The 25,050-nt window shown below is 69.5% G+C and carries 20 protein-coding genes and 3 pseudogenes; 17 read left to right on the plus strand and 6 right to left on the minus strand.

Going from position 1 to position 25,050, the window contains the following annotated elements:
- Positions 1-54 precede the first annotated feature (54 nt).
- The 5 genes and pseudogenes from OG714_RS51330 to OG714_RS51350 all read right to left on the minus strand — a co-directional run bounded on the left by OG714_RS51330 (position 55) and on the right by OG714_RS51350 (position 5,452).
- A complete protein-coding gene (locus tag OG714_RS51330; RefSeq protein ID WP_406131370.1) occupies positions 55-996 on the minus strand; it encodes an NADP-dependent oxidoreductase in 942 nt (313 codons plus the stop codon).
- 114 nt (positions 997-1,110) lie between these two features.
- On the minus strand, positions 1,111-1,932 hold the full coding sequence (locus OG714_RS51335) for a helix-turn-helix transcriptional regulator (protein WP_406131371.1): 822 nt from the start codon (positions 1,930-1,932) through the stop codon (positions 1,111-1,113).
- Positions 1,933-2,169: 237 nt separating this feature from the next.
- Positions 2,170-2,289 (minus strand): annotated as a pseudogene (locus OG714_RS51340) (IS3 family transposase); the annotation flags it as partial.
- Between the two features lie 170 nt (positions 2,290-2,459).
- Positions 2,460-3,504 (minus strand): annotated as a pseudogene (locus OG714_RS51345) (LacI family DNA-binding transcriptional regulator).
- Positions 3,505-3,637: 133 nt separating this feature from the next.
- A complete protein-coding gene (locus OG714_RS51350; protein ID WP_406131372.1) occupies positions 3,638-5,452 on the minus strand; it encodes a hypothetical protein in 1,815 nt (604 codons plus the stop codon).
- Positions 5,453-5,460: 8 nt separating this feature from the next.
- Between OG714_RS51350 and OG714_RS51355 the strand changes: the two genes are divergently transcribed.
- From OG714_RS51355 to OG714_RS51420, 14 genes and pseudogenes are all read left to right on the plus strand, one after another.
- Complete coding sequence (locus OG714_RS51355) at positions 5,461-5,835, plus strand: fic family toxin-antitoxin system, toxin component (RefSeq protein WP_406131373.1); 375 nt, start codon at positions 5,461-5,463, stop codon at positions 5,833-5,835.
- 1 nt (position 5,836) lies between these two features.
- Positions 5,837-6,547 (plus strand): DUF4238 domain-containing protein, encoded by a 711-nt coding sequence (locus OG714_RS51360; protein ID WP_406131374.1) that lies wholly within the window; start codon positions 5,837-5,839, stop codon positions 6,545-6,547.
- A gap of 34 nt (positions 6,548-6,581) precedes the next feature.
- Positions 6,582-6,923 carry an antibiotic biosynthesis monooxygenase family protein gene (locus tag OG714_RS51365; RefSeq protein WP_406131375.1) on the plus strand — a complete coding sequence of 114 codons (342 nt, stop codon included), beginning with the start codon at positions 6,582-6,584 and terminating at the stop codon, positions 6,921-6,923.
- Positions 6,916-7,371 carry a group II truncated hemoglobin gene (locus tag OG714_RS51370; protein WP_406131376.1) on the plus strand — a complete coding sequence of 152 codons (456 nt, stop codon included), beginning with the start codon at positions 6,916-6,918 and terminating at the stop codon, positions 7,369-7,371. The genes OG714_RS51365 and OG714_RS51370 overlap by 8 nt, the downstream gene beginning before the upstream one ends.
- Positions 7,368-7,517 (plus strand): annotated as a pseudogene (locus OG714_RS51375) (TMEM175 family protein); the annotation flags it as partial. The gene OG714_RS51370 and the pseudogene OG714_RS51375, both read left to right, overlap by 4 nt.
- Positions 7,518-8,023: 506 nt before the next feature.
- Positions 8,024-12,919 (plus strand): amino acid adenylation domain-containing protein, encoded by a 4,896-nt coding sequence (locus OG714_RS51380; protein ID WP_406131377.1) that lies wholly within the window; start codon positions 8,024-8,026, stop codon positions 12,917-12,919.
- Positions 12,920-13,450: 531 nt separating this feature from the next.
- Complete coding sequence (locus OG714_RS51385; protein ID WP_406131378.1) at positions 13,451-14,233, plus strand: hypothetical protein; 783 nt, start codon at positions 13,451-13,453, stop codon at positions 14,231-14,233.
- A 103-nt stretch (positions 14,234-14,336) separates the two neighbouring features.
- Positions 14,337-14,999, plus strand: coding sequence for a LuxR C-terminal-related transcriptional regulator (locus OG714_RS51390; RefSeq protein ID WP_406131379.1), 663 nt, complete (start codon positions 14,337-14,339; stop codon positions 14,997-14,999).
- Between the two features lie 163 nt (positions 15,000-15,162).
- A complete protein-coding gene (locus tag OG714_RS51395) occupies positions 15,163-15,288 on the plus strand; it encodes a lasso RiPP family leader peptide-containing protein (RefSeq protein ID WP_266778605.1) in 126 nt (41 codons plus the stop codon).
- Positions 15,289-15,507: 219 nt separating this feature from the next.
- Positions 15,508-17,361 (plus strand): asparagine synthase-related protein, encoded by a 1,854-nt coding sequence (locus tag OG714_RS51400; RefSeq protein ID WP_406131380.1) that lies wholly within the window; start codon positions 15,508-15,510, stop codon positions 17,359-17,361.
- The gene (locus OG714_RS51405; RefSeq protein ID WP_406131381.1) at positions 17,358-17,618 is read left to right on the plus strand and encodes a lasso peptide biosynthesis PqqD family chaperone; all 261 of its coding nucleotides are present in this window, start codon (positions 17,358-17,360) and stop codon (positions 17,616-17,618) included. Before OG714_RS51400 ends, OG714_RS51405 begins: the two co-directional genes overlap by 4 nt.
- Entirely contained in the window at positions 17,615-18,043 is a 429-nt protein-coding gene (locus tag OG714_RS51410) for a lasso peptide biosynthesis B2 protein (RefSeq protein ID WP_406131382.1), read from the plus strand. The genes OG714_RS51405 and OG714_RS51410 overlap by 4 nt, the downstream gene beginning before the upstream one ends.
- On the plus strand, positions 18,040-19,056 hold the full coding sequence (locus OG714_RS51415) for an ABC transporter ATP-binding protein (protein ID WP_406131383.1): 1,017 nt from the start codon (positions 18,040-18,042) through the stop codon (positions 19,054-19,056). Before OG714_RS51410 ends, OG714_RS51415 begins: the two co-directional genes overlap by 4 nt.
- 2 nt (positions 19,057-19,058) lie before the next feature.
- On the plus strand, positions 19,059-19,979 hold the full coding sequence (locus OG714_RS51420) for an ABC transporter permease (RefSeq protein WP_406131384.1): 921 nt from the start codon (positions 19,059-19,061) through the stop codon (positions 19,977-19,979).
- Positions 19,980-20,060: 81 nt separating this feature from the next.
- Here the strand turns inward: OG714_RS51420 and OG714_RS51425 are convergent, their stop codons facing one another.
- Positions 20,061-20,894 (minus strand): hypothetical protein, encoded by an 834-nt coding sequence (locus OG714_RS51425; protein ID WP_406131385.1) that lies wholly within the window; start codon positions 20,892-20,894, stop codon positions 20,061-20,063.
- Between the two features lie 483 nt (positions 20,895-21,377).
- On the opposite strand from OG714_RS51425, the gene OG714_RS51430 reads away from it, so the two are divergent.
- From OG714_RS51430 to OG714_RS51440, 3 genes are all read left to right on the plus strand, one after another.
- On the plus strand, positions 21,378-22,064 hold the full coding sequence (locus tag OG714_RS51430; RefSeq protein WP_406132225.1) for a transposase family protein: 687 nt from the start codon (positions 21,378-21,380) through the stop codon (positions 22,062-22,064).
- A gap of 864 nt (positions 22,065-22,928) precedes the next feature.
- Positions 22,929-24,284: a YcaO-like family protein gene (locus tag OG714_RS51435; RefSeq protein WP_406131386.1), complete on the plus strand. Its 1,356-nt coding sequence runs from the start codon at positions 22,929-22,931 to the stop codon at positions 24,282-24,284.
- A 68-nt stretch (positions 24,285-24,352) separates the two neighbouring features.
- Positions 24,353-25,045, plus strand: a complete 693-nt coding sequence (locus OG714_RS51440; protein WP_406131387.1) for a hypothetical protein — start codon at positions 24,353-24,355, stop codon at positions 25,043-25,045.
- Positions 25,046-25,050: the final 5 nt, after the last annotated feature.

Consider the following 25,050-nt stretch of genomic DNA (forward strand, 5'->3'; position numbering starts at 1 on the left):
GGGGAGGGTGGGGTAGTCGGTGTAACCGCGGTGGTTGCCGCCGTGGAAGGTCGCCTATGTGAGAGAGGCGGCGGTGGGAAGGACGAGGACCTTGCCGGAGAGCGTGCCTTCTGCGGACTCCGCGTGGAGCGCCGGCAGCTCGGCCAGCGGCACCCGGCGAGCGATGTCGACGTGCAGCGCTCCGGAGTCGACCAGCGTCACCAGCCTTGCCAGCTGCGCGGCGTCGCTGTTGACGAAGAGGTTGACGCCGCGCACGCCGCGTTCCTCGTCGGAAGGCGCGGGCATCCACACCGTCGTGTTCACCACGATGCCGCCGTCGCGGACCACGGAAGTCAGCGCGGCCAATTCCATCGGGTCGACCGGTGCGAGGTTGAGCACGACGTCGACCAGCGCGGACAGCTCGGGGACCCCGTGGCCGAACACCTCATCGGCACCCGCCGTCCTGACGCGTTCACTGCTGCGCGGCCCGGCTGTGGCGATCACGTGTGCGCCGGCGTGCTTGGCCAGCTGGACGGCGTAGCCGCCGACCGCGCCGCCTGCACCGTTGATCAGCACCCGCTGACCGGCAGTCAGCTTGGCGTGGTCGAAGAGGGCCTGCCAGGCGGTGAGCCCGACCAGCGGCAGGCCGCCCGCATCGGCCAGCGGAATGCTCGCGGGCGCCGCCGTCAGCAGGCCGGCTGGTGCCAGCACGTACTCCGCCGCCGCGCCGGCACCGGTCATCGGCAGGAAGCCGACAACCTGGTCACCCGCCCTGACCCTGTCCGCGCCCTCGCCCAGTGCGTCGACCGTGCCCGCGACGTCGATGCCGGGGGTGTGCGGCAGGGTCACCGGGATGGGGCCCTGCATGAAGCCCGCGCGGATGTTGCCGTCGACCGGGTTGAATGACGTCGCGGCCACCCGGATCCGGACCTCCCCGGCCGCGGGGACCGGCTGTTCCACGTCCTCGTAACGCAAGACGTCCGGGGAACCGTACTCATAGAAACGCACTGCTTTCACGATAAATACCACCTTTCATGGCCAAGAAGTGCTTCACATTTGAAGCATTGTGAGACCTGGGCACGTCTGGGCTTTCGAGACAGTGCCTTTCAGATGTGTGAGGGAAGACAGCCGCTAGGCGGCGGTCAGGAGCTGAAGCTTGCCGTGGCTCGGAGAACCGGGCACGGCGGTGAACACCAGTAGCGTCTGATGCTGCTCCGGATCCAAGAGCATCTCGGCGTACAGCTCCAGCTCCCCCAACTCGGGGTGTAGGTAGCGCTTGAGGTCGTGATGATGGGTCACTCCCACCTCGTGCAACCGCCAGATGTTCGCGAACTCGGAGCTGACCTCCAGCAGCGCCGCGACGATCTCGCCGGCCCTCCCGGTGGGATCCGCCGTGTACGCGTCCCGGATTTCCGCGGCGAAGACCCTGCCCCGTATCGGATGGTCCTCGACGGGGTACAGGCCACGGACCCGCCGATCACCGGTGAACCAGCGGTAGACCAGATAACGGGACAAGCCCGAGTACTGGGTGTAGTCACCGAGCAGAGCGACCGCCGGGCGCGTCTGCAGCAATGCCTCGCCGAGCCGTGACAGCACGATCGCGGGCACGTCCGAGAGACCGGCGACGATCCGCAGCATCGTGGGACCGATGTAATCGTCCCGAAGAACTCGCTGCGGCGCCGGGATCCCACCCAGGACGAAGACGTGGTCACGCTCGCTCTCGTTGAGACGCAGCGCCCGGGCGAGCGCGACGAGCATCTGCTCCGACGGTGCCGGGCCTCGCTGCTGCTCGATGCGGCTGTAGTAGTCGGCCGACATCCCGGCCAGCGCCGCCACCTCCTCGCGCCGCAGCCCGCCGGTGCGGCGCCGCTGCCCGCGGGGAAGCCCGACATCCTCCGGCTGCAACGCCTCACGACGCGCTCGGAGAAAATCCGCCAGCAATGCCCGGTCCATCGTCCGACCTCCTCTGTTCGACAGGGCAATCTTGACGCGAACCGGGAACCGGATGAAGGGTGGTTCTAACCACGGACAAGTTGTCCCTGGCTAACGCTCTGACCACACGGGTCCGCCGGAACGGCAGCTCCGACGGTTGCCTATACCTGGCGTCCGATCCGACTGCTCAACCATGACCGCCGCCCCGGGCAGCCCGGCATCGGCCCTGTCGGCGGCCCCTGCTTTCGTAGGGGTGCCTGCGGCCCGCATCAGCCTCGCGACCCGCTTGTGATTCACCACCGGACCCCATTCCCGTAGCTCACGCGTGATCCGGGGGACGCCGTAAGCACCCTTGGTCTCGGTGTGAATGCCGCGGATCACTGCCGCGCTGCTGACACCACCCGCACGTGCTCGACACGCGTCAGCTGCGGACGGTCGCGCGCAGTGGGGACAGGCGCTCGGCCGGGGTTTCCCGGTCGAGCGTTCTGCGTGGCCGGCGGTGGAGTTCGTGCGCGACGGTCTGCAGGGGTCTGCCGTAGCCGCCCGGCTCAGCGCGCCGTGCCGTTGACGCGCGTCTGGCGGCCGGTGGGCGCTGCGGTCGTGCTGGAGCGCAGCGAGACCGGGGGTGCCAGCAGGATGTGCTGAGGCGGGGTGTCCGGCGCGGTGATGCGCTCCACCAGCAGGGACACGGCCTTCTCGCCCATCTCCAGGGCCGGTACGTCCGCCGCCGTGAGCGGTGGACGGAAGTCCTCGGCCCAGGTCCTGGCCGCCACTCCGGTGATGGAGAAGTCGTACGGCACTTCCAGGCCGGTGTCCGACAGTGCCCTCTGGATGCCGGGCAGGGCGGCCTCGTTGATGGTGGCGACAGCTGTGAGGTCCGGATGGCTCTGCAGAAGCGCCGTCATGCATTCCCGGCCGGAACGGGCATCGTCCCCACAAGGCACTTCGATGCCGTCGAGGCCGCGTTCCGCCAGGGCCCTCTCGAAGCCCTCCCTGGCCCTGCGGGCGGGGCCGTAACCCGCCGCGATGAGTTCCGGGGAACCGGGTTACCAGAGCAACCCGGCGGTGCCCCAGATCGGCGAGGTGGCGCACGCAGTGCTGGATCAAGCCGGCGTAGTCGACGTCGATCCAGGACATCTGCTGGTCGCCAGCCGTGTGCCCGATGCCGACGAAGGGCAGCCCGGCGTCATGCAGCCGACCGACACGAGGGTCCTCCAGGCGGATCTCCATGAGAATCACACCGTCCACGCGGCTCTCCGAAACCAACCGCTCGAAGGAACGGTCGTGATCCCCGCCGGAAGGGGACAGCAGCACATCCAGGTCGACCCGGGCGGCGGCGTCGACCACGCTGGTGACGAAGTCCAACTGCATGTGCGTGAGCCGGTTGCCGGCGGGCGGGATGACGAGACCGATCGTCCGGGTCCGCCCCTCCTTGAGGGCCCGCGCGGGCGCATTGGGCCGGTATCCCAACTCGTCGATCATGTCTTGGATACGTCTGCGGGTGCTGGTCGAGACGGGACGTTTGCCGCTCAGCGCGTACGACACCGTGCTCCGTGACACGCCCGCACGCCGGGCGATCTCCCCGATGTTCATCGGGGCTCTCCTTCGTGGATGCCCCCGGCTTCAGCCGGGGGAGGAAACGAAGCTCCTGCGGAGCAGGGCAGGGAAAGTCGGTTCGCCGTCAGGGCGGACCGGGGTCCATCGACTGCCGGCCGACACCCGCCACTCACACGGGAGCTGATAGAACGTGCGGCATGTTGAGGCTGCCGGGTGATCTGCGCGGTACACCAGGCCCGTCCTCGGAAGGCTCGACGGCAGACCAGTAGAGGAAACGGTGATGACTGCCAGTACTGTCCCGCTCCACGCCGAGGGCGTAGTCGTACCAGGCGATCGCGCCCTCGGTATCGGAGGAAGCCGCGTCGATCCGGGCAAGCTCGATCGCTGCGAGCACGGTCGGCTCCTGGCTTGAGGTGTACGAGGAGCTGATGACGCGCAGGTACCAGGCTGCCGCCTGCTCCGGTGAGCCCTGCGATTCCAGCCGAACGAGAGCGGTGACCGCATCCGCGGCAGTCGTGTCGGCGGTGACCTCATCCGCGGCATCCGGGTAGTCAGCGCTTGGGGCGTCACCGGTCGCGGCGGCTCGCCGGTACCAGCGTCGAGCGCCGTCGATGTCCCCGTCCTTCTCGCTGAGCGAGCCTAGGCGGAGCAGGGCAGCCGGTTTTTGACGCCGGAAATTCTCGACGGTCTTCAGGCACCAGACGCGGCTCCGGTCAGCGCTGTGGGTCAGCCAGTACAGCAGTACCGCCAGGGCGCCGAGCACTCCACTGTGGATTCTCAACGCCCACTCGGTGGTGGGACTAGGACCGACCCCCAGAGGGATCCAGTCGGGCACGGCTAACACGCCACTGCTCCAGATGATCAGGTTGACGAATCCGCAGAGCCTGAACCATCGGACGCACAGCGCTCCCCATACGAGGATGAGCACGACGAACACCGCGACAGCGACCGTCCGCCCGGTGCCGTGCGTGTCCGGCGCAAACTCCCCGTATCCCATCAAGATGGAGACCTGGGACCAGTAGAGACCGAGATCGACCGTGCGCGTCGAAATCGGCCGGGGCCTGCGGAGGAACCTCCTCTGATCGCGCTTGTCGAGCGACGTTACCGCCAGTGCCGTCACGATCGCCCGCCGCGCCCCGCGCCTGATCTTCACCCGGGACAGCACGTAGGCGATGTCCTCTACACGGCCGGAGTCGCCGAGCAGCGTGAGGAGTTGCGGAAGATCCGGTCTCCCGCCGCCGGCCTGGAGGAACTCTGCAGCCTCGATCTCCCGGCCGTGCTCGCGGAAAGTGTCCACCAGCACCAGGAGGCCGACCGGAAGCAACGCGTCCGTCAGGGGCACGACATGGCGGTGCACAAGCTTCAGAGTCATCGTCGCCACGGCGGACACGGGCAGCCAGTCGGTGGCACGGACGAGCCAGTCGAGCGCCGCGTCGTTCTTCTCAGGTGACTTGTCCAGTGCTCCGGCAAGGACCCTCCCGGCGTCCTCGAAGCGACTGGCCTCGTACAGAGCCGAAAGAGCCTCCCCGACATCCGCCCGATCGCCGGCTCCCCAGAGAGTCTCAGTTGCTTCGCGGTCCAGAGAGTTTTGGCGCAGCGAGTCCACGAGGAGAATGACCTCGGCAGGGGGCAGGGTGGCGAAGTGCACCGTCACAGCCGACAGCTTCTTGCTCAAGGCCCTCGTGACGATGTCCGAGGTGTGCCGGCGGGAGGCGAGCTCGACGAGCCAGCGTAACCACCATGTGCCGAGATCACGTTGCCGACTCCGGGTCACCAGCGCCTCGACGTCCGCGACCTGGCACGCTTGACCTGCCCTGGTGAAGAGGCCGAAGGCCAACTCGTCCATACCCAGGCCGGAGAGCCGGTCGGCCAGCGTGACCACGTCCTCGACGGGTAGCCGCGCGACCCGGTCGAGCGCCGAGGTGCGCTCGGACGGAGGGTCGACCAGCGCGAAAGGGGCTCCGGGACCGGCGCCAGCAGCCACGCGGCCTGATGCCGCCCGTCGTCCTCATCGACGAGCGATGGCTGCTCGATATCGCGCAGAGTCTCGTGCCCGGCGATCCCGATGTCACCGATTTCGGCGCTCTGGCCGCCGCCGTGGCCCGCCACCGGTACGAGGTCATGGGGACTCTGGTCTACCCGGCTGCGCATCACCGGGCCGCCGCGCTCCTTCACTGCCTCGCTCGGGTTCCTGCTCTTGAGCACTCGAACGAGTTCTTCGCCGCGCAGGTTGCCTACGCCTATCTCTACGCCAGCGGCGTCCAGGTCAAGGTCGGCAGCCAGGAGGCGATCACGCTGGTCGTCGACGTCGTCGAGGGGCGCCGTGACGTCCGCCAGGTCGCGGAAGCGTTGAAGAACTGGGGCTGATGTGCCCGACCATCCCAAGGAGCACCACTTCGTTCCCCCGTTCCTGCTGCGCCGGTTCGCCGACCCGTCCGGCCGGTTGATCGTCCATCGGTTCATGGCGCAGACGCAGTATCAGGGCACCGTGACCAACTTCGGGCACACGCTGTACAGGCCAGGGCGGGAACCGGATCACACAACGCTGGAAGCGGCCACGTCCCAGATCGAGGGCGACGCCATGTCAGCCATCTGGGCACTGGACGCATTTCGTTCACGCACCGTCCCCGATGAAGCGCGCGAGGCGCTGGCGTGGCTTTTGGCACTGCAGTGGCAGCTCTCCCGCCTCGTGATGTACGTCGTCGCTCGGGAGGTCGACACGAACGGCCAAACGCTTGAGGCCTCGCCCGAAGAGATGAAGACCAGAGTTCTGAGGCTGCTCGGTGCCTACGTCATCGGCGCGTGGACCATGCGCGACGAAGCTGTGCGTCCCAAGGAGCGGTTCAACTTCCTGGTGAGTGTGCTCGCAGGCATGCAGTGGGCCTGCTGCAGGCCACGCTCAGCCGGGCTTCTCGTGGGCGACAGCGTGGTGTGCTTCTCTGGCTATGCCGGAAGCGGTCCACCTCCCCTGCCTCCGGGGGTGTACGACCACTCGGTGTTCGGTCGCATCCGCGGAATCCTGCCCGCCGCTTCATGTGCTGGAAGCGAAAGTCCTCGTTTTCCCGGTCGGCATTTCTGATCATTGCCGAGAACCGACCCCACGGAGGACAGACGTGATCGTGGAGTACATCCGGTACCGCATCGCCGAGCCGGAACGCCGAGCCGAGTTCGAAAAGGCGTATGCAGCTGCCTCGGAGCAGTTGGATCCGGCTCCGCAGTGTCTCGGGTACGAGCTCTCCCACGGTGTTGAGGAGCCCGACCGGTACATCCTGCGGATCGAGTGGACCTCTGTGGCGGACCACGAGCAGGGCTTCCGCGGCGGTCCGCACTTCCCGCCTTTCCTGGCAGCCGTTCAACCCTACATAGGGGACATCGTGGAGATGAAGCACTACGCCCGGACATCGGTGGTGTCTGCGGCCACCGGGGACGGGGCGGGCGGGCAGACCCGTGACTGAGCGTGCCGCCACCCTGTACGAGGCCATGGGCGGCATGGACGCCCTCCGACGGCTGAGTAACACCTTCTACGACGGCGTGCTCGCCGACCCGCTGCTCGCCCCGGTTTTCGCGGACTTCACCCGAGCCCACATCGAGCACGTTGCCCTCTGGCTCGCCGAGGTGTTCGGCGGGCCCGCGGACTTCACCGCCGAACACGGCGGTCACCAGGGCCTGCTGCGGGTACACCTCGGCCTGTCGATCACCGAGGAGCAGCGGACCCGGTGGATGGAATTGATGATAGACGCCGTCGGCAAGGAACTCCCCAAGGACGAGAGGCTGTGCCGCCGGGTGCTGGAGTACTTCGACTGGGGCACCCGGATCGCCCGTGACGTCTCAGCTGGTCCTGTCGGCCAGGATCTCGGCGAACCGGGACCGACACCCCGCTGGAGCTGGAACGGGCTGGTGTGAGCGAGACCGGACGCGTCGAGGCGTTCAGCAACGGCGTCTTCGCCATCGCCGTCACCCTGCTGGTCCTGGAAATCCACGTGCCTTCCGAGCGCGGCCACGCACTGACCGAGGCGCTCACCCGCCAGTGGCCGTCCTACGCCGCTTACGTGGTCAGCTTCCTGGTCATCGGGGTGATGTGGGTCAACCACCACGCCCTCTTCGGCCTCCTTGTCCTGGTCAAGTTTGGCGACACCCAGAGACACCGTGCCCTCGCGCACCCCGGCGGCACGGGCGACCAGCCCGATCCCGCCATGGCCGACCGGCCGGGCCTCCGCGCCCATCAGCAGACGCCTCTGCCGCTCATCCAGAGATGGCAGGACCGCTTCGAACTTGGCTGCCGGCGCGGCCTGTTGTCCTTCCAGAGCGCCCGGAGCAGACCAATGAACCACGGAACGTGAAGCTACGGGTTAATTCTCCGCAAGCCCTGACTAACCGGCCTTGGGGGAAGGCACTGCTACGCGCTCGCCGAGGCTCGGCTCTGGGGCGATGACACATGCATCTACCATGCCCGAGGGGTCGGTATGCGCGTCGTGCCGGGAGATAGCGCGGTGTCGGTGGAAATCGAAGCACGCATACCCGGACCCACTTTCGTACCACCACAATCTTGAGGGACATGTCCATGGCGGAGCGCGAGGCGACCCGGTCGGATTTGATGGCCGGGCAGTTGGGAATCTGGCACGCCCAACAGCTCGCCCCCGACGACCCTCGCTTCAACATCGGCGAGTACTTCGAGTTCCGGGGCCCGTTGGATCTCACCGCGTTCGAGGAAGCACTGCGGAGGACGCTGCGCGAGGTCGACGCGTTCCATCTGCGGTTCGGTGGTGACGGCGCGGGCGTGTGGCAGGTCGTGGGGGAGCGTGACGACTGGACATTGCGCCGGGTGGACGTCAGCGCCGCGGCCGACCCACGTGCGGCGGCGGAGGAGTGGATGCGGGCCGACATGGGCTGCCCCGTGGATCTCCAGGAGGGCCCTCTGTTCACCTCGGCGCTCTTCACAGCCGGCGACGACCACTATTTCTGCTATCAGCGGTGCCACCACATCGCCATCGACGGGTTCAGCGGTTCGGTCATCCTGGCACGCGTCGCACAGGTCTACGACGCGTTGACGGCCGGCGGCGACCCGGACGAGGGGCGGCTGGCACCGGTTTCCGTCCTGTTCGAGGACGAAGGGGCCTACCGCGCATCGGCGGACCGCGCCGTGGACGAGGCGTATTGGAGGGAGACGCTCGCGCAGCCGCCCGCGCCGCTCGATTTCCGGGGGCGTGGCACCGCGGGTGCCCGGTCGTGGGCAACGGTGCGTGCGACAGGCCAGATCGGTCCGGCCGGGGTGGAGGCGCTGCGCGAGGCGGCCCGGGGACTGAGGACGAGCCTGTCCGGCCTGGTCATCGCCGCCTCGGCGGTGTACGTGCACCGCGTCACGGGGGCGGAGGACTTTCTTGTGGGGATCCCTGTGCTCGGTCGCTCGGGGTCCCGGCGGCTCCGGATACCCGGCATGACTTCGAATGTCCTTCCCGTTCGCTGCCGCGTGCGGGCCGGCATGTCGCTGGGCGAGGTGGTGCGGGAGGTCACGGCGTCGGTGCGGCGCGGGCTGCGGCACCAGCGGTACCGCTACGAGGACATTCTCCGCGACCTGAGGCTCGTCGAGCGGGGCACTCTCGCCGACTTCCGTGTGAACGTGATGTCGTTCGACCACTCGGCGATGTCCTTCGGCGGGTGCGCGGTCAGCGGCCGGAACTTGTCGAACGGGCCGGTGGACGACGTGTCGCTCGCCGTGTACGACAGGCGAGGCGGTGACGGCATGGAGATCGTCGTCGACGCCGCCGCCGACAGGTACGACTCGCACGACGTCGGTGAGCACGTCGACAGGTTTCGGCGCGTGCTCGACTGGGCGGTCCGGTCCGGGGCCGACGCGACGGTGGGCGATGCCGAACTGCTCGGCGACACCGAGCGCGAGCACGTCCTGGCCCTGGGCAGCCGTCCGGCGCCTACGGTGTCCGGAGCGGCGCTGCCGGAGCTGTTCGAGGCGCAGGTGGCACGCGCTCCGGGAGCGACGGCGCTGACGCACGGCGCCCAGGCGCTGTCGTACGAAGAGCTGAACGCGCGGGCCAACCGGCTCGCGCGCCTGCTGCGGTCCCGGGGTGCAGGGCCGGACACGCGCGTGGCCGTAGTGCTGGAGCGTTCCGCCGGGCTGGTGGTGGCGATCCTGGCGACGCTGAAGGTCGGCGCGGCCTACGTCCCGGTCGATCCCGGCTATCCGCCAGAGCGCATCACCTCCTTACTGGAGGACTCCATGCCCCTGCTGGCGGTGACCGATACCGCGTCCGCCGGTGCGGTATCGGGCGCGGTGCCCGTCGTGGTGCCGGACGATCCGAGGACGGCCGAATGGCTGGCGGGGCTGAGCGGGGCGAACCTCACGCCGGGCGTGGACGCGCGACAGCCGGCCTACGTGATCTTCACGTCCGGTTCGACGGGGCGGCCGAAGGGGGTCGCCGTGACGCACGGCAGCGTCGTGAGTCTGCTCGCGGCGACTCGTGAGCGCTTCGCGTTCGGCGCGCAGGACGTGTGGACGCTGTTCCACTCGTTCGCCTTCGACTTCTCCGTGTGGGAGCTGTGGGGGGCACTGCTGCACGGCGGCCGGCTCGTTGTCGTGCCGTTCTCGGTCTCGCGTTCGCCGGCGCAGTTCCTCGCGTTGCTGGTGCGTGAGCGGATCACGGTGCTGAACCAGACCCCCTCGGCCTTCTACCAGCTGGTGCGCGCCGACGAACAGGCACCGCGGCTGTCCGCGCGGCTGGCGCTGCGCACGGTGGTCCTCGGCGGCGAGGCACTGGACCATGCGCGTCTGCAGGGGTGGTTCGCACGCCACGGCGTGGAGTCCCCGAGCCTGGTGAACATGTACGGGATCACCGAGACGACGGTCCACGCGAGCTGCCAGGAGCTGCCTGTGGAGTCCGGCTCGGCGCGGGTGTCGAGCGTGATCGGTCCGCCGTTGCCGGGCCTGGAGGCGTACGTGCTGGACGAGCGGCTGCGTCCGGTGCCGGTGGGCGTGGCGGGCGACCTCCATCTGGCGGGTGCCCAGCTCGCACGCGGCTACCTGGGGCGTCCCGGCCTGACGGCGGAGCGGTTCGTCGCCTGTCCGTTCGGGGAACCGGGCAGGCGCATGTACCGGACCGGAGACGTCGTGCGGTGGAACCGTGAGGGACGTCTTGAGTACCTCGGGCGCTCCGACTCGCAGGTCAAGGTGCGGGGATTCCGGATCGAGCCGGGCGAGGTGGAGGCGCGGCTCGCCGCCCATCCCAGGGTTGGCGAGGCCGCCGTCGTGGTATGTGAGGACTCCTCTGGCGACCGGCGCCTCGTCGGATACATGACGTCGGCCGACGGTCTCGACACCGGTGAGCTGCGGGCGTGGGTGGCGGCGGCGTTGCCCGCGCACATGATGCCCGCTGCCTTCGTAGAGCTGCCCGCCCTCCCCCTCACGGTCAACGGAAAGCTCGACCGGGCGGCGCTGCCGGCTCCCGATTACGCGGCAGCCCGCGACGACACGCGCCGGGAGGCGTCCACGCCGGACGAGGAACTGCTGTGCACGACGTTCGCGCAGGTTCTCGGCGTCGACCGGGTGGGTGTCGACGACAACTTCTTCGAGCTGGGCGGCCATTCCCTGCTGGTGGTGCAGCTGGTGGAGGCGTTGCGCGCCCAAGGGATACGGCTGGACGTCCGCGCGGTGTTCTCGGCACCGACCGCGGCCGGCCTCGCCGCGGCGCTCGGCGCGTCGAGCGCCGAGACAGAGGTACCGCCGAACCTGGTGACGCCCGGGACCGGGGCAATCACCCCGGAAATGCTGCCGTTGGTCGAGCTGACCCAGGAGGAGATAGACCGGGTGCTGGCCACCGTCCCGGAGGGGGCGGCGGACGTGCAGGACATCTATCCGCTGACCTCCCTCCAGGAGGGCATGCTCTTCCACCATGTCCTGGCGCGGGAGGGCGACCCGTACGTGATCTCCGGGCTGCTGGCCGTCGACTCGCGGGAGAGGCTCGACGCGTTCCTCGACGGACTGCACAAGGCCGTCGAGCGTCACGACGTCCTACGGACCGCGGTGGTGTGGCGGGGACTTCCGCTGCCGGTCCAGGTGGTGCGGCGGCGCGCGGAGCTGCCGGTCCGGTGGCTCGGGCCGGGCTCGGCCGCGGACCTGGCGAGCGCGGTCGACGCGCGCCGGTACCGGATGGATCTCGAAGCGGCACCACTGCTGCGGGTCTCCACCATGTTCGACGCGGAACACGGGCGCTGGCTCGTCTCGCTGCTGCTGCACCACCTGGTGGACGACAACACGTCGCTGCAGTTTCTGCTCGCCGAGATCGGCGCGCACATGGCGGGCACCGGCGGACGGCTGCCGGACCCCGTGCCGTACCGCACGGTGGTCGCCCGGTCGGTCCTCGACGCCCAGGAGGCGGAGCACGACGGGTTCTTCCGGCGGATGCTGGACGGGGTGACCGGGCCGACAGCACCGTTCGGCGTTCTGGACGTGCAGGGCAATGGCCTCGGCGTCGACGAGGCACGGACGTGGCTCGACACGGAGCTGGCCGCGCGCGTACGAGGGACGGCGCGAGCAGCGGGGGTTTCGCCGGCGACGCTGTTCCACGTCGCTTGGGGACGGGCCCTGGCACGCACCACCGGCCAGGACGACGCGGTGTTCGGCACGGTGCTCTTCGGGCGAGGCGGCGCGGACGCGCAGCGAGGGATCGGTGCCTTCATCAACACGCTGCCGGTCCGGGTGGCGGCGGCCGCGCGAGACGCCGCTGCGTGCGTGCGAAGCACGCACCGGCTCCTGGCCGAGCTCATGCGCCACGAACACGCCTCGCTGGCACGGGCGCAGCGGTGCGGTGCGGTGGACGCCGGACTGCCGCTGTTCACGACCGTCCTCAACTACCGGCACGCCACGTCCGTCGTACTGGAACCGGGGGTGACGGAGATAGTGCCGGGCGTCACGCTCCTGGCCGGCGAGGAGCGGACGAACTACCCGGTTTTCCTGTCGGTCGACGACTCCGCGGACGGCTTCCTACTCGTCGCCCAGGCGCTGCCGTCGATCGGCACCGACTGGGTGTGCACCGCACTGGTCGAAGCCCTGCACCACGTGGTCTCGGAGCTGGAGTCCACACCGGATTCGCCGACACGGGATCACGCCCTGCCAAAGACCATGCTGCCCGCCGTCCCGTCCCGGCTCGTCCCACGTACCGGCCGGGTGACCTCGGCAGGCCCGGAGGCGGTCCTGTCCAAGCTGTTCGCCGAGATACTGGACGTACCCTCCGTCGGCGCCGACGACGACTTCTTCGCGCTGGGCGGGCATTCGCTGCTCGTCCTGCGGCTGACCGGCAGGGTAGGGGCCGCGCTGGACGTCGAGCTTCCGGTGCGCGCGCTGTTCGAGAACCCGACCGTCGCCGGGCTCGCCCGCCGACTCGACCTCACTTCGGAACAGCCACCAAAAGACAGTCCACTGCCGCACACAGCTTGTCCGTAACGTGAGCCGGCTTCACCCCGGCATGGCCCTTCCGGACCGCCGCCGCCGGACCGAGGTCGCCGTCTTCTTGGACGAAACGGACGCCTGCTCCCGGCTCCGCGCCGGAGCGGCCTGCCGATGCTGAGCCGCGTGGACTCCTACGGGTCCCTGATCCTGACGTCGACGGAGATGGACCAGCCGGCCGACGAACTCGGCGTGCTGTGAGGCCGCGTCCTGCTCGAAACGGACCGAAAGATCCTTGAGGAAGTCACAGGCCTCGGCCAAAGACGCGCGTCCGACGAATTGACGGAGCTCCACTTTGAGGGGGAATGACGTGGGGCGTCAGCACCGCTGCTCAAGACAGCCCCCTCGTGGCAGTGGCGGAAAGAGCCCAGCCGGCTGGGGTCTTTCGGCCGCGGAAGCCTCCGGCAGACCGCCTGCCCCTCACGTCGCTGCGCTGATCACCTTTTCCCAGGTACTGGTCGAAGAGGTCGGCCTTGTAGAGGAGTCCGCTGTATTTGACGGGGATCCGGTACCCGTTTATCTCGACCGTTGCTGGTCTACTACGGCCTGAACCAGGCCGGCAGGGCCATCGCGGCTGCAGCTGCCAACGCGCCGGACCGGGACCATCGCCCCGGCTTGCCGGCCGACCCGTGGAAGCTGACCGGGCACGGCCTGAAGATCCTTGGCGCCACCAACGCGATGAACGGCCCGGACGTCGCCTCCATCCCGTTGACCGATGCTCCCGGCGCGTTCCTCCGGCTTGCCGAGATCCTCGGCTGTAGATCCTTGATCGCGAAGAGGCCCGACAAGACACCGACCCAGAACGTAATTCAGAGTCGAAGGACAGCATTCCTGACGGATCGTCAAGTAGTGAGCTCGGGTGGGGACTTCGCCTCCTCGATCGCGGCCTCGGGACACATTGCCTACGCCGTGGACGCGGGCGGCGCGGGCAGTGTCCAAGAGTTCCGCCTCACCGCCGACGGCCTGGCTCGCTGCCTGACACGCGCCGTTCACTCGGGTTGGCCAACAAGAAGGTGGCGCTGTCCAGCAGTTGACCCGGCGAGGTCGCGTCCATCCGGACTCACCTCCCACATCGCCGGTGTCTCGGAGAGCGAGAGCCGCGGCATCCTCTACGCCCACTGCAACGGCGCTCGCTCCGGCTGCCGGTCGGCAACCTCTCCAACTGGCTTTCTCCCGCCCAGCGCTCCTGCCGCTTCGAGCCCCGTCGAAGTGTTTCCGTTCCGTCTGTCACGGTGTGAAGCTGAATACATTCGACTCATGAATGAACTCATGATCTATCGCTCTGAAGCAGTCGACAAGTGGACGAATTGATAAGCGGACAGCGGAGCACGGGGGATGACATGCAGATGCTGGAATCGGGGAAATGGCGGAAGTCGACGCTCGCGGGGTTAGTGGTCGCGTTACGGCGGCGGCCGTGACGGCCCGGGTGTTCGTCGTCGACGGCCATCCGCTTTTCAGGGCCGGAGTTCGGCAGGTCGTGGAGGACGCGGCCGACCTGGAGATGGCGGGAGAGGCGACCACGGGGGAGGAGGCGGTCGTGGCCCTGCGGGACGGTCATGTGGTCGCCGATGTCGTCCTCATGGACCTGCTGCTGCCGGGCTGTTCGGGTATCGAGGCGACGCGGGCCATCGTCGCGGACGCACCGGCCGGGCCCGACGCGCCGAGGGTGCTCTTCATCTCGGGGTCGGCCGAGGACGACGCGGTCGTGGCGGCCCTGCGGGCGGGTGCGCGGGGCTACATGGTCAAGGGGGCTCCGGGCGAGGAACTGGTGCGGGGCGTGCGGACGGTGGCGCAGGGCGGGGCGGTGTTCAGCGCGGCCGTCGCCGACCGCCTCGGCCGCTATTTCTCCGCCGTCCATGACATGCCCTTCCGGGCCGCCTTTCCCGATCTCACCGAACGCGAGCGGGAAGTGCTCGACCTGGTCGCCCGGGGCCTGAGCAATCGTCGTATCGCCCGCGAGCTGGTCCTGTCGGAGAAGACCGTGCGCAATCACGTCTCCCGGGTGTTCGCCAAGCTCCGGGTGGCGGACCGGGTGGAGGCGGCGATGCGGGCCCGGGACGCGGGGCTCGGTGTCTGACCCGGGCGAATGGGGGACCGGTCCGGGACCAGACACCCAGGCGCCCGGGACCCGGGGCCCCCTAGCGTGAACGTGCTCGGGAGATACGGGGCGAGCCCGGGGCCTGCGCCCCCGTTCCCGTCTTTCCTTCCTGATCGAGTCATAGGGAGCAGGTGAGACGAACATGGAGACGAACGACGTCTACGAGCCGCCCGCGCTGGAAGAGATCGGCGGCTTCGCGGAACTGACCATGGCCTTCGGGCCGTGCCTCGCGAACGACTTCTTCTGGGGCACCGCCTGGATCTGCTGATCCAGCGGACCCGCTGACAGGAGAGGGGCCGCCGTGCCCGCCACGGCCGGTGGTGGAGGCGACATTCCTCCACCACCGTGCCGCTCCTGTTCCCGCGCGGGGCACCGCTCGCCGCGCAGTCTTCGCCGGTGACCTTCACCCGGCATCCGCTGCCCGGCCCTCGCGCTTCCACAGCTGGCGGGCGTGCAGCCCGAACCGTACGAAGGGACCTGCCCCGACATGGATTTCGTCGTGTTGCCCGACAGCCCAGCCGCGCCGGCGGTGGCCGAACCACTGACTCGTGCCGCGGATGTCCGGGTGGTCCGTCATGCCTCGGGGCGCCCCTGGCTCGTGGGCCGTTGGGCGGACGAGGAACTGACATTGGTGAGCGCGGGGGCCCGGCGCGTGGCCGTCCTGGGTCGCTCGACCGTGGACCGGCACCGCGTGGAACGCGCACTGGCCCAGGCGCGATCCCTCGGTCAACTCGACGACGTGGCACGCTCGTTGCCCGGCTGTTTCCACCTCGTCGCCTCCTTCGACGGGTGGACGCGGGCCCAGGGAAGCCTGTCCACCGCACGGCAGATCTTCTACGCCGACGTCGGAGGCATCGCCGTGGCCGCCGACGGGCCGCGCCGACTCGCGCAGTGGGCGGGCACGCTGCGGGGCGACGACGGCACCCTGACCGTCGACCGGGACCTGCTGGCGCTGCGCCTGCTGACCCCGGTCCCGCCCTGGCCGCTCTCCCTGCGCCCGGTGTGGTCGAGGGTGTCGGCGGTCGGCGTGGGCTGCCGGCTGGAACTGGACTCGGACGGCAGCGCTCGTGAGGTCCGCTGGTGGCGGCCGCCGGAGCCCGACGTAGCGACGGAACAGGCGGCCGTACATATTCGTGAGGCCCTGCTCGCCTGTGTCGGAGCGCGCACCGGTGCCACCGTCAGCGCCGATCTGTCCGGTGGCCTGGACTCCACCAGTCTCTGTTTCCTGGCCGACGCGGCGGGCGCCGACCTCGTCACTCACCACTGGAAACCGGAGGACCGGGCGAACGACGACACCGAATGGGCCGAACGCGCCGCGCGTCATCTGCCCGCCGCCCGACACCACGTCGGTGCCGACCGGAACGGCCCGAGCTGGTACGAGACGACGGCCACCGTCGACTCCGGCCATGAGGAGGGACCGCTGCCCTGGGCCCGTAACCGCGCCCATATGCGACGTCTGCTCTCCACCATGGCCGCGGACGGATCGCGCTGCCACCTCCTGGGGATCGGCGGCGACGAACTGTTCGGCGTCCTCCCCACCGCCCTGTGGTCGCTGGTCCGCGGCCACCCGCTCGGCAGCCTCGCCAGGATCCACCGCTTCCGGGTCCTCAACCGCTGGACCCTGACGTCGACCGTCCGCGGACTCGCCGACGGCACCTCCTTCGCCGCGTGGCTGCGCTCCGCCGCCGACCGGCTCACCGAACCGGCGCCGGGCCCGGGGGACGCACTGCTCGGCTGGGGCTGGGAACCCCGGCTCCCGCCCTGGGCGACCGTCGACGCCGTCGACGCCGTACGCCGGCTGCTGCGGGACACCGCCGAACGGGAGCACCCCGATCCGCACCACCGGGACCGGGCCCAGCACCAGATGCTCGACATCGTCGTCCAGTCCGGCAGCGCCATGCGCCAACTCGACGCCGCCTTCGATGACTTGGGGGTCGCCTGCGAGGCGCCGTTCCTCGACGACCGGGTCGTCGAGGCCGCCCTGTCCGTGCGGATCGACGACCGGCTGGTGAGCGGGGACTTCAAACCGACGCTGCGGCGAGCCGTGCGCGGCATCGTGCCCGAGGAGATCCTGGCCCGCCGCAGCAAGGGAGAGTTCAGCGCGGAGGCGTTCCAGGGCATGCGCCGCAACCGCGGGGATCTGCTGGACCTCTGCGACGACCTCCGGTTGTCCCGGCTCGGTCTGGTCGACCCCGACGCTCTGCGCACCGCACTGCTCGGCCTCAAGACCCAATCCTGGCAACTCGTCCCGTACGAGAACACGTTGGCCTGCGAGAGCTGGCTGCGGTCCGTGGCGGCGCCCGCGCCCGGTGTCGCGTCCCTGGCTGGAGAGACCCCATGACCCTCGCCCTGAAACCCGACGTCACCGCCACCGACACCGAGGACGGCCTCGTCCTGCTCGACCAGCGCAGCGGCCGGTACTGGCAGCTCAACCGCTCCGGCGCGACCACGCTGCGGCTCCTCCTCGATGGGTACACCCCCGAGGAGACCGCCGACCGGCTCACCCGGCACCACCCCGATGCCGCAGGACGCGCCCTCACCGACGTACGGACACTGCTCGACGCCCTGGACCGGGCCCGGCTGGTGGTGACGGCATGAGTATGCAGGTCGTCGGAGAGACCGGGACCCGGCTGCCCTGGCAGCGGCAGCTGAGCGCACGGGCGGCCGTGGGCGCGGCCCGTGTACTTTTGCTGCTGCCCCCGCGCCGACTGCGCCAGGTGCTGACCGCGGCGGCCCGAGGGTCCCGCGCCGCAAGCCACGCGCAGGCCCTCGACGCCCGCTGTGCGGTGGTTACCGTGAGCGCCCGCTGCGCCGGCCGGGGCTGTCTGCAACGCTCGGTCGCCACCGTACTGCTGTGCCGACTGCGGGGCCGATGGCCCGACTGGTGCACGGGATTCCGCACCCAGCCGTTCCGCGCCCACGCCTGGGTGGAGGTCGGCGCGCAGGCCGTCGGTGAGTCCGGAGACGTGGCGTTCTTCCACACCGTCATGAGCGTCCGGCAGCGCGACGGAGGCCGTCGATGAACACGGCCGGCGAGCCAAGGGCCGTCCGCCGCACCGCAGTTGCTGACAACGGCGTGGCCGTCCTGACCGACGGACTGACCAGGACGTACGGCAGCCACCAGGCGGTCAGCGACCTTGACCTGACCGTCCCCACCGGCCAGACCTTCGGTTTCCTCGGCCCCAACGGCGCGGGCAAGAGCACCACCATCGGCATGCTGTCCACCCTGCTGCGCCCCACGTCCGGTCGGGCAGTGGTGGCCGGGTACGACGTGACACGCGAGCCCCACGAAGTGCGCCGCCGTATCGGCCTCGTCTTCCAGGAGTCCACCCTCGACGTCGACCTGACCGCCATGGAGACCCTGCGCTTCCACGCCGACCTGTTCGGCATTCCCCGCGCAAATCGGCTCGACGTCATCATGGACATGCTGGAACTGGTGGACCTGGCCGAGCGCCGCCACGTCCCCGTCCGCACCTTCTCCGGCGGTATGCGACGGCGCCTGGAGATGGCCCGTGGCCTGCTGCACACGCCCCGCGTGCTGTTCCTCGACGAACCCACGACCGGCCTCGACCCGCAGACCCGCGCCGCCATCTGGGACCACCTGCGCCGGCTGCGCGAGAAGCGGGAGGTCACCGTCTTCCTCACCACGCACCAGCTGGAGGAGGCCGAACACTGCGACCGGATCGCCATCATGGACGAGGGCGAACTCGTCGCGGACGGAACTCCCGCCGCCCTCAAGGCTGTTGTGGGCTCCGACCTCATCACCGTACGCACTGCCGACGACCCGGCGGCGGCCCTGGCCCTGCGCGAACGCCTCGGTCTGGAGGCGGAGACGGACCCGGAAGGGCTGAGCGTCAGGGTCGCCGACGGAGCCGCCTGGGTGCCCAGGATCTGCGACGCCGTACCTCTGACGGTGCACTCGGTGACCGTGACACCGCCGACGCTCGACGACGCCTTCCTGCACTACACCGGCCGCACCATCCGGGAGGCCGACACCGAGCCGACCGGCTTTCCGACGCCCGCTTCGAGGAGGTGACCATGAGGACGACAGACACGGCAACCGCAGCGGATGCGGCAGACTCGTCAACTGCCGCCGGCATGGCGGACATGGCAGTGCGGCCCGGCGTCACCGGTGGTGCCGCGCGACCGGGACGTCTCGCTGCGGATCTGCGCGCCGTCCGGGTGCTGTGGGAACGGGAGGTGATCCGCTTCAGCCGCAACCGCCTGCGGATCGCCATGAGCGTCATCATGCCGATGATGTTCCTGTTCGTCTTCGGCACCGGCCTCAACTCTGCGGTGTCCGGCAGGCACGACGCCATGAGCGACTTCCGCGCCTTCTTCTTCCCCGGCGTCCTCCTCATGGCGGTGCAGGCACCGGCCATGGCCGCGGGCGCGTCCATCGTGTGGGACCGGCAGGCCGGATTCCTGCGCCAACTGCTCGTGGCCCCCGTCCGCCGCACCCCGCTGCTGACCGGAACCTGCCTCGGCGGCGCGACCGCCGGCCTCGGCTACGCGATCCCCGTCCTGTGCCTCGCCGGTCTGGTCGGCGTCCCCTACCGGCCCGAACTCGTCCTCGTCCTGGGGGAATTGGGGCTGATCGCCTTCGCGTTCACGTCGCTGGGTGTCCTGGTGGCCGTCTGCGCCAAGCGGCCCGAGACCTTTCAGATCGTCGTCGGGCTGTGCATGATGCCCCTGCTGTTCCTGTCCGGGGCGGTGTTCCCGGCGAGCGGACTGCCCGGCTGGCTGGGCACTGTCGTAGGCCTCAACCCCCTCACCTACGCGGTCGACGCGCTGCGCCGCACCCTTCCCGGAGTCGGCGTCGCGGGACTCGGTGGCCGGGCGGCCGGGCCGAGGTGGGGGGACTGGACTCCGTCGGTGGCAGCGGAGTTGGGGTGCGTGGCCGCCCTGGCGGCGGTGGCGCTGGCCGTCGCCACGTACCGTTTCTCCCGCAGTGAGTGAGTCCCACCGGGCGAGGCACGACGGCACGGAAGGGCGGTGGAGGCTGACCTCCACCGCCCTTCCGTGCCCCCACCGACCCCGTCAGTTGATCCCCTGCGGATATGGGTAGGACTGGAAGTCGGCGTCGAGCCTGCGCGGACCGCGCGGCAGCCACGAGGCGGCGAACCGTACGACGGTCTCCCGGGGCAGCGGTGAACTCGGCGTCTGCGTCGTGGGCTTGGCCACCGACTGCAGCGCCCACGCGTACGCCATGAGCGAAGCGAACGCCGTCCAGCGCGGTCGGTCGATGTTCAGCAGCATCATCGCCCGCATGTAGGCGTACCACGTGTGGTAACCGGGGGGAGGAACGGTGGGCAACGAGTCCATCGTGTGCACCGGCGAGTGGACGCTCTCACGGCGCGGGTCGTAGAGCACACCCTCGCCGAAGCAGGCGAAGGTGGCGACCAGTCGCGGGTCGTAGGGCCGGTACAGGCTGTCGAACACGCCGAGCTGGATGTCCGAGATCACCCGCAGGGGTTCCTCGATCGGCGCCATGAAGTCCCGGTAGTTGCCCGGGTAATCAGGAGACTTGCTCATCTCCTGCCACAGCCCGCGCACTCCGCCCTCGATGTTTCCGCCGACCTGGAGACCGACGGCCTTGTAGGCGGCGAGCAGTTCGGGCGACGGGTGATAGAGAGCGACCTCGTCGAGCTGGTACCAGACCTCGTTGGCCCGGCGGTCGCCCAGCATCCCGGGCACGGGCGGCAGGGTCGACGTCCGCCCGGTGCCCGCGCCGGTGGTTGCCCGTGCCGGGGCGACACCCGTCACCGCCAGGCCGGCCAGGGCGGCTGCACCGGCGGAGGCGCGGAGCAGTCGTCTGCGGCCGAGAGGCCGGTCGAGCGATGGGTCGAGTGGTCGGTCGGGTCGGTTCGACATGGAAGATTGCCCCGCTTCTGGTCGTGTTGCGCCCGCGTGGGCCGGACATGTCGCCTCCCACGGACCGCCACGCTAGGACGCCGTGCGTCCCGGGTACGTGGGCCGGGTGTCCCCTCCGTGTCCCGGTCATCGGGCGCCTCGCGCCAGGGCTCGTACGGCAGTTCAAGGCGCGGCTCCGAAAGGGCGGTTGCGGGCCGACGAGACCGGAGGCGTCGACCAGAAGGTCCGCTCCGGTTTGACCTTGACGTGCGCATCAACTTTTGACGTCGGTGGGCGCCGAGCGAGGTGTGCGGCGCTCCGGCAACCCGTCAGGAGCCCGCAGATGTCTCCGTCGACCATCCCCGCCACGCGCCGCGAGGTCCGTCTCGCCTCCCGTCCCCAAGGTGCCCTGGAACCAGCCCACTTCACCGTCGCGGAGGTCCCCGTCCCGGAACCGGGACCCGGTCGACTACTGGTCCGCAACAGCCTGATGGGCGTCGCGGCATCCCTACCCGCGAGGGTGACCGACGGTGCAGACTCCTACCGCACCAGCGTGCCCTGGTCGCTCTGCCGTACCTGCGCAAGCACGACACGCTCGCCCAGATCGCCGCCGGCTTCGGTGTCTCGGTGGGCATCGCCCACGCTTGCACCGCCGCGGTGATCAGCCTGCTGGCAGAGCGTGCACCGGGCGTGCTCAAGGTGCTGCGTGAGACCGATCCGGACTACGTTCTGCTCGACGGCACGCTCGCTGAGTGCGGCCGGGTAGGCGACGGCCGGGCCGACTACTCCGCCAAGCACCGCCGACTTGGCGTGAACGTGCAGTTGGTGACCGATCCGGATGGCCGGCTGCTGTGGATCTCACCTTCACTGCCCGGCCGAACGCACGACCTGACCGCGGCCGGCACCCACCGGATCATCCGGATCTGCGAACGCCAAGGCATCCCGGTCCTCGCCGACCGCGCCTACATGGGAGCCGGCCCGTGGGTAACGACGCCCGTCAGACGCCCGCCCGGCCGCGGCCTCACGCCCATCCAGCGGACCGTCAACCGCGCGCTGTCCGCCGCACGGGCTCCGGTTGAGCGTGGCGTCGCACGACTGAAGTCCTGGCGGATCTTCCGCCGGGCGCGCTGCAGCCCGAATCGAATGTCGTCAATCGTCGCGGCAGTCCTCACCCTGGAGTGGCTCCGCTGAAAACGCTCGTTGATCGGCAAGGCTCTGGTCGGCGCTCTGCCCCGGTTTCGTTTGGAAAACACGAAACCGCACAATTTTTTGGCCGCATCTCTGATGGCCGGGAAAGCGATCTCCCGTTCAGTCGCAGGAATGGAGAAGGAATTGACCAAAACTTGGAACTCTTAGCTGTGGTGGGCTTAGCACCCTGTGGTGACTATACGCATAACCGGCTGTTACCATCCGTGACTCTGGCCCTGGAAGTGCAGCAGAACCGCTCTTCGGCTTGGGGTGAGCATTGCCCGTTTGTACGCGACGCACGGGACGAACGGGTCGAGTTGAGACCGTGGTGTGCACCGAGCGCGGTCTCGGATGTGGCCGGCTTTCCATGCGGGCGGCTGCTGTTCCCGCATCGACAGGCCCGGCGAGGCGCGTCGACCGGTCGCCGAACCGGGCGGACGACACGCTGATCGCCACCTGTGGTCCGGTCGGGAAACCGCCCCGAAGGCTCCGCATAACCACAACCGCCGACGGCATCCCGGGCATGTCCAAATCGGAGTCGGGCTCTCGATAGGAAACACGGATATCGCCGGTGCTTCGTGGCCGTGTCATCGTTCTGTGACGCGCCGTAATGGAACCGCGCGGCGCTTTTTGGCATCCGCGCTAAGTGCCCGCCAAAATGCGGGACTTGACACCCTCAAGAGCGAATGCTCTTCTGGTGCCCGTCACCGGTGTGTTGTTGCGTGACTCGGGTTGCCGGACCCTAGAAAGAATCTATTCCGGAGCACGTCAATTATGTGAGTATGCTGCGGTCGCGGAAATACGGTGATAACCGATCCACGGCGTATGCATTCGCCGAACGAATTCATTGAGGAAGGGAGGGGGACAGTGCCGAACGACGTGCTGGAGAACCTCGGCAGTCTGATCTCCCCCTACGGTGTGGCCGGCGAGGTCCGGGAGCTGACGTACGCCCCAGGGGAGCCCACCGTGCCGGCGTACGGGACGCTGGCGGGCCAGGTTCTGGGCCTGCTCGACGCGGACCCCCTCAACAGGGCGGGTGCGGCGGTACGTACCCGGGGCTCCAAGGTCGGTGCATCGGAGGACTTCACCGCGGCGGGAACCGCGGACACTCCCGAACGGGCGCGGCTGCTCGCCCTCGCGGAAATGCTGGAACGCTACTGCGCCACCATGGCCCAGGACCCTGACGTCGTGATCCGGGCCAGCGCAGAGGAACTCGGTGACGCGGCACTCGATTTGTCGTCGTTACCCCGATTGTCAGCCGAAGAGTTCGCCAGCCCTGGCCAACCGCTGCTGCCGCCGGACCCCACCGCCCCGATCCGGTGGGTGCGCGGCTGGTCCCTGACCCGGCGATGTCCCGTGTACGTCCCTGCGGTGGTGGCCTGGATGGGCTGTCCCCCGCAGCGACCCGCGGAACGTATCTGGCATCCGATCAGCACGGGCTTCGCCGTCCACGGGGAGCTGCGCACCGCGGTGACGCACGCACTGTGCGAATGCGTCGAACGCGACATGATCAGCACCGTGTGGCTGCGCCGTCTGCCGCTGCCGCAGCTGGACATCAGCCGCACGTCCGAACTCGGCGAGCCGGCCCGGGAGATGCTGGAGCGCTACCGCCGGTCCGTTCTGGCCGATCCCGTCGTCTTCGACGCCACCTCCGACCTCGGTATCCCCACGATCTACCTGGTGGGCCGCGCACCGCACAGTTCCCGTGCGGCCACGATGGTGGCGTGTGCCACCGGCGCCGACCCCCAGCAGGTACTCGCCAAGGTCCTGCGCGAGGTGATCGCCTACCGGATCGCGCTCCACGTCGACCACGAGGTTCCCCCCGACGTGGACGACTTCCGGGATGTACTGGACGGTGCCCACTGGATGGGCCGGCCCGAGCGCGCGGACGCCTTCGACTTCCTCCTGTCCAGTACGCGGCGCACGCGCCTGTCCGACATGCCGGTGCTCGCCCGCGGTGACGCCGCCCGTGATCCGGACCTGGTGGTCGAGCAACTCCGCCGCCGGGGCATGGAAGCGGTGGCGGTGGACGTCACCACCGACGAGGCACGTGATGTCGGCTTCCACGCGGTCCGCGTCTTCGTCCCCCAACTCGTCCCTCTCTCCTTCCACCAGGACGGCCGTTACCTCGGCCATCCCCGGCTCCTCGATGCCCCTGAACGGCTGGGTTATCCCGAGCGCGTCGGTACGGACATCAACCCGATGCCGCAACCCTTCGCGTGATGACCGCTATCCCCGTTCCCTGTCAGCGAGCGCGCCAGCGCCCAGCCCCGGAGGTCCGCATCGTGGATGTGCCACCACTTCACCTGATAGCCCTCGACGAGTGGGGCGAGGCCGTGGCGTCACCTATGGGCGGCGACAGGATCGTCTCGGGCTCCTCCTCGGCGGCCCGGGCGGGCACCGCGGCAACCGGCAGCGGGACCGACACCACACCGGAGGCCCCCGCCACGTGGCCCCGGGCGCGATGCCACGTCGTGGCCTGCGCCCGTGAGGACGTCTCTTACTTCCGTGACGTGGACAAGTTCGCCTTCGAGTGGTCGCTCACCTGGGCGCCCCTGGTCCTGACGCCCCGCGGGGTCCGGCTGGGGCCCGTCGTGACACCGGGCAGTTCCGCCTGCTACCACTGCTTCCTGCGGCGGCGGCTCCAGCATGACTGGGAGGTCGGCGACACCCCGGCCTGGTGGCACAGCGTCGCCGTCGACCCATCGAACACGGTGCCTGGATGGCTTCCTTCGGACCTCATGATGGCCCGCGGCCTGACCGAGGCGCTGGTCGCCATGGGCCCCGACGCCTTCGCCGGAACCGTCGCGGCCTACGACGGAGTGTCCGGGGACGTGCGCCGTGACCCGGTGATCGGGGTGCACGCCTGCCCACGCTGCCGACGCCGCCCGGACCGCGGCGCCGACACCTGGGCCGGCCTGGCCCAGCAGTTCCCCGCGGCGCCCTGGACGGCTCGCCTCGCCGGTTCGGAGGCGGCCCGGTGAAGAGC

The organism is Streptomyces sp. NBC_00989 (assembly GCF_045162655.1).
Classification (GTDB): domain Bacteria; phylum Actinomycetota; class Actinomycetes; order Streptomycetales; family Streptomycetaceae; genus Streptomyces.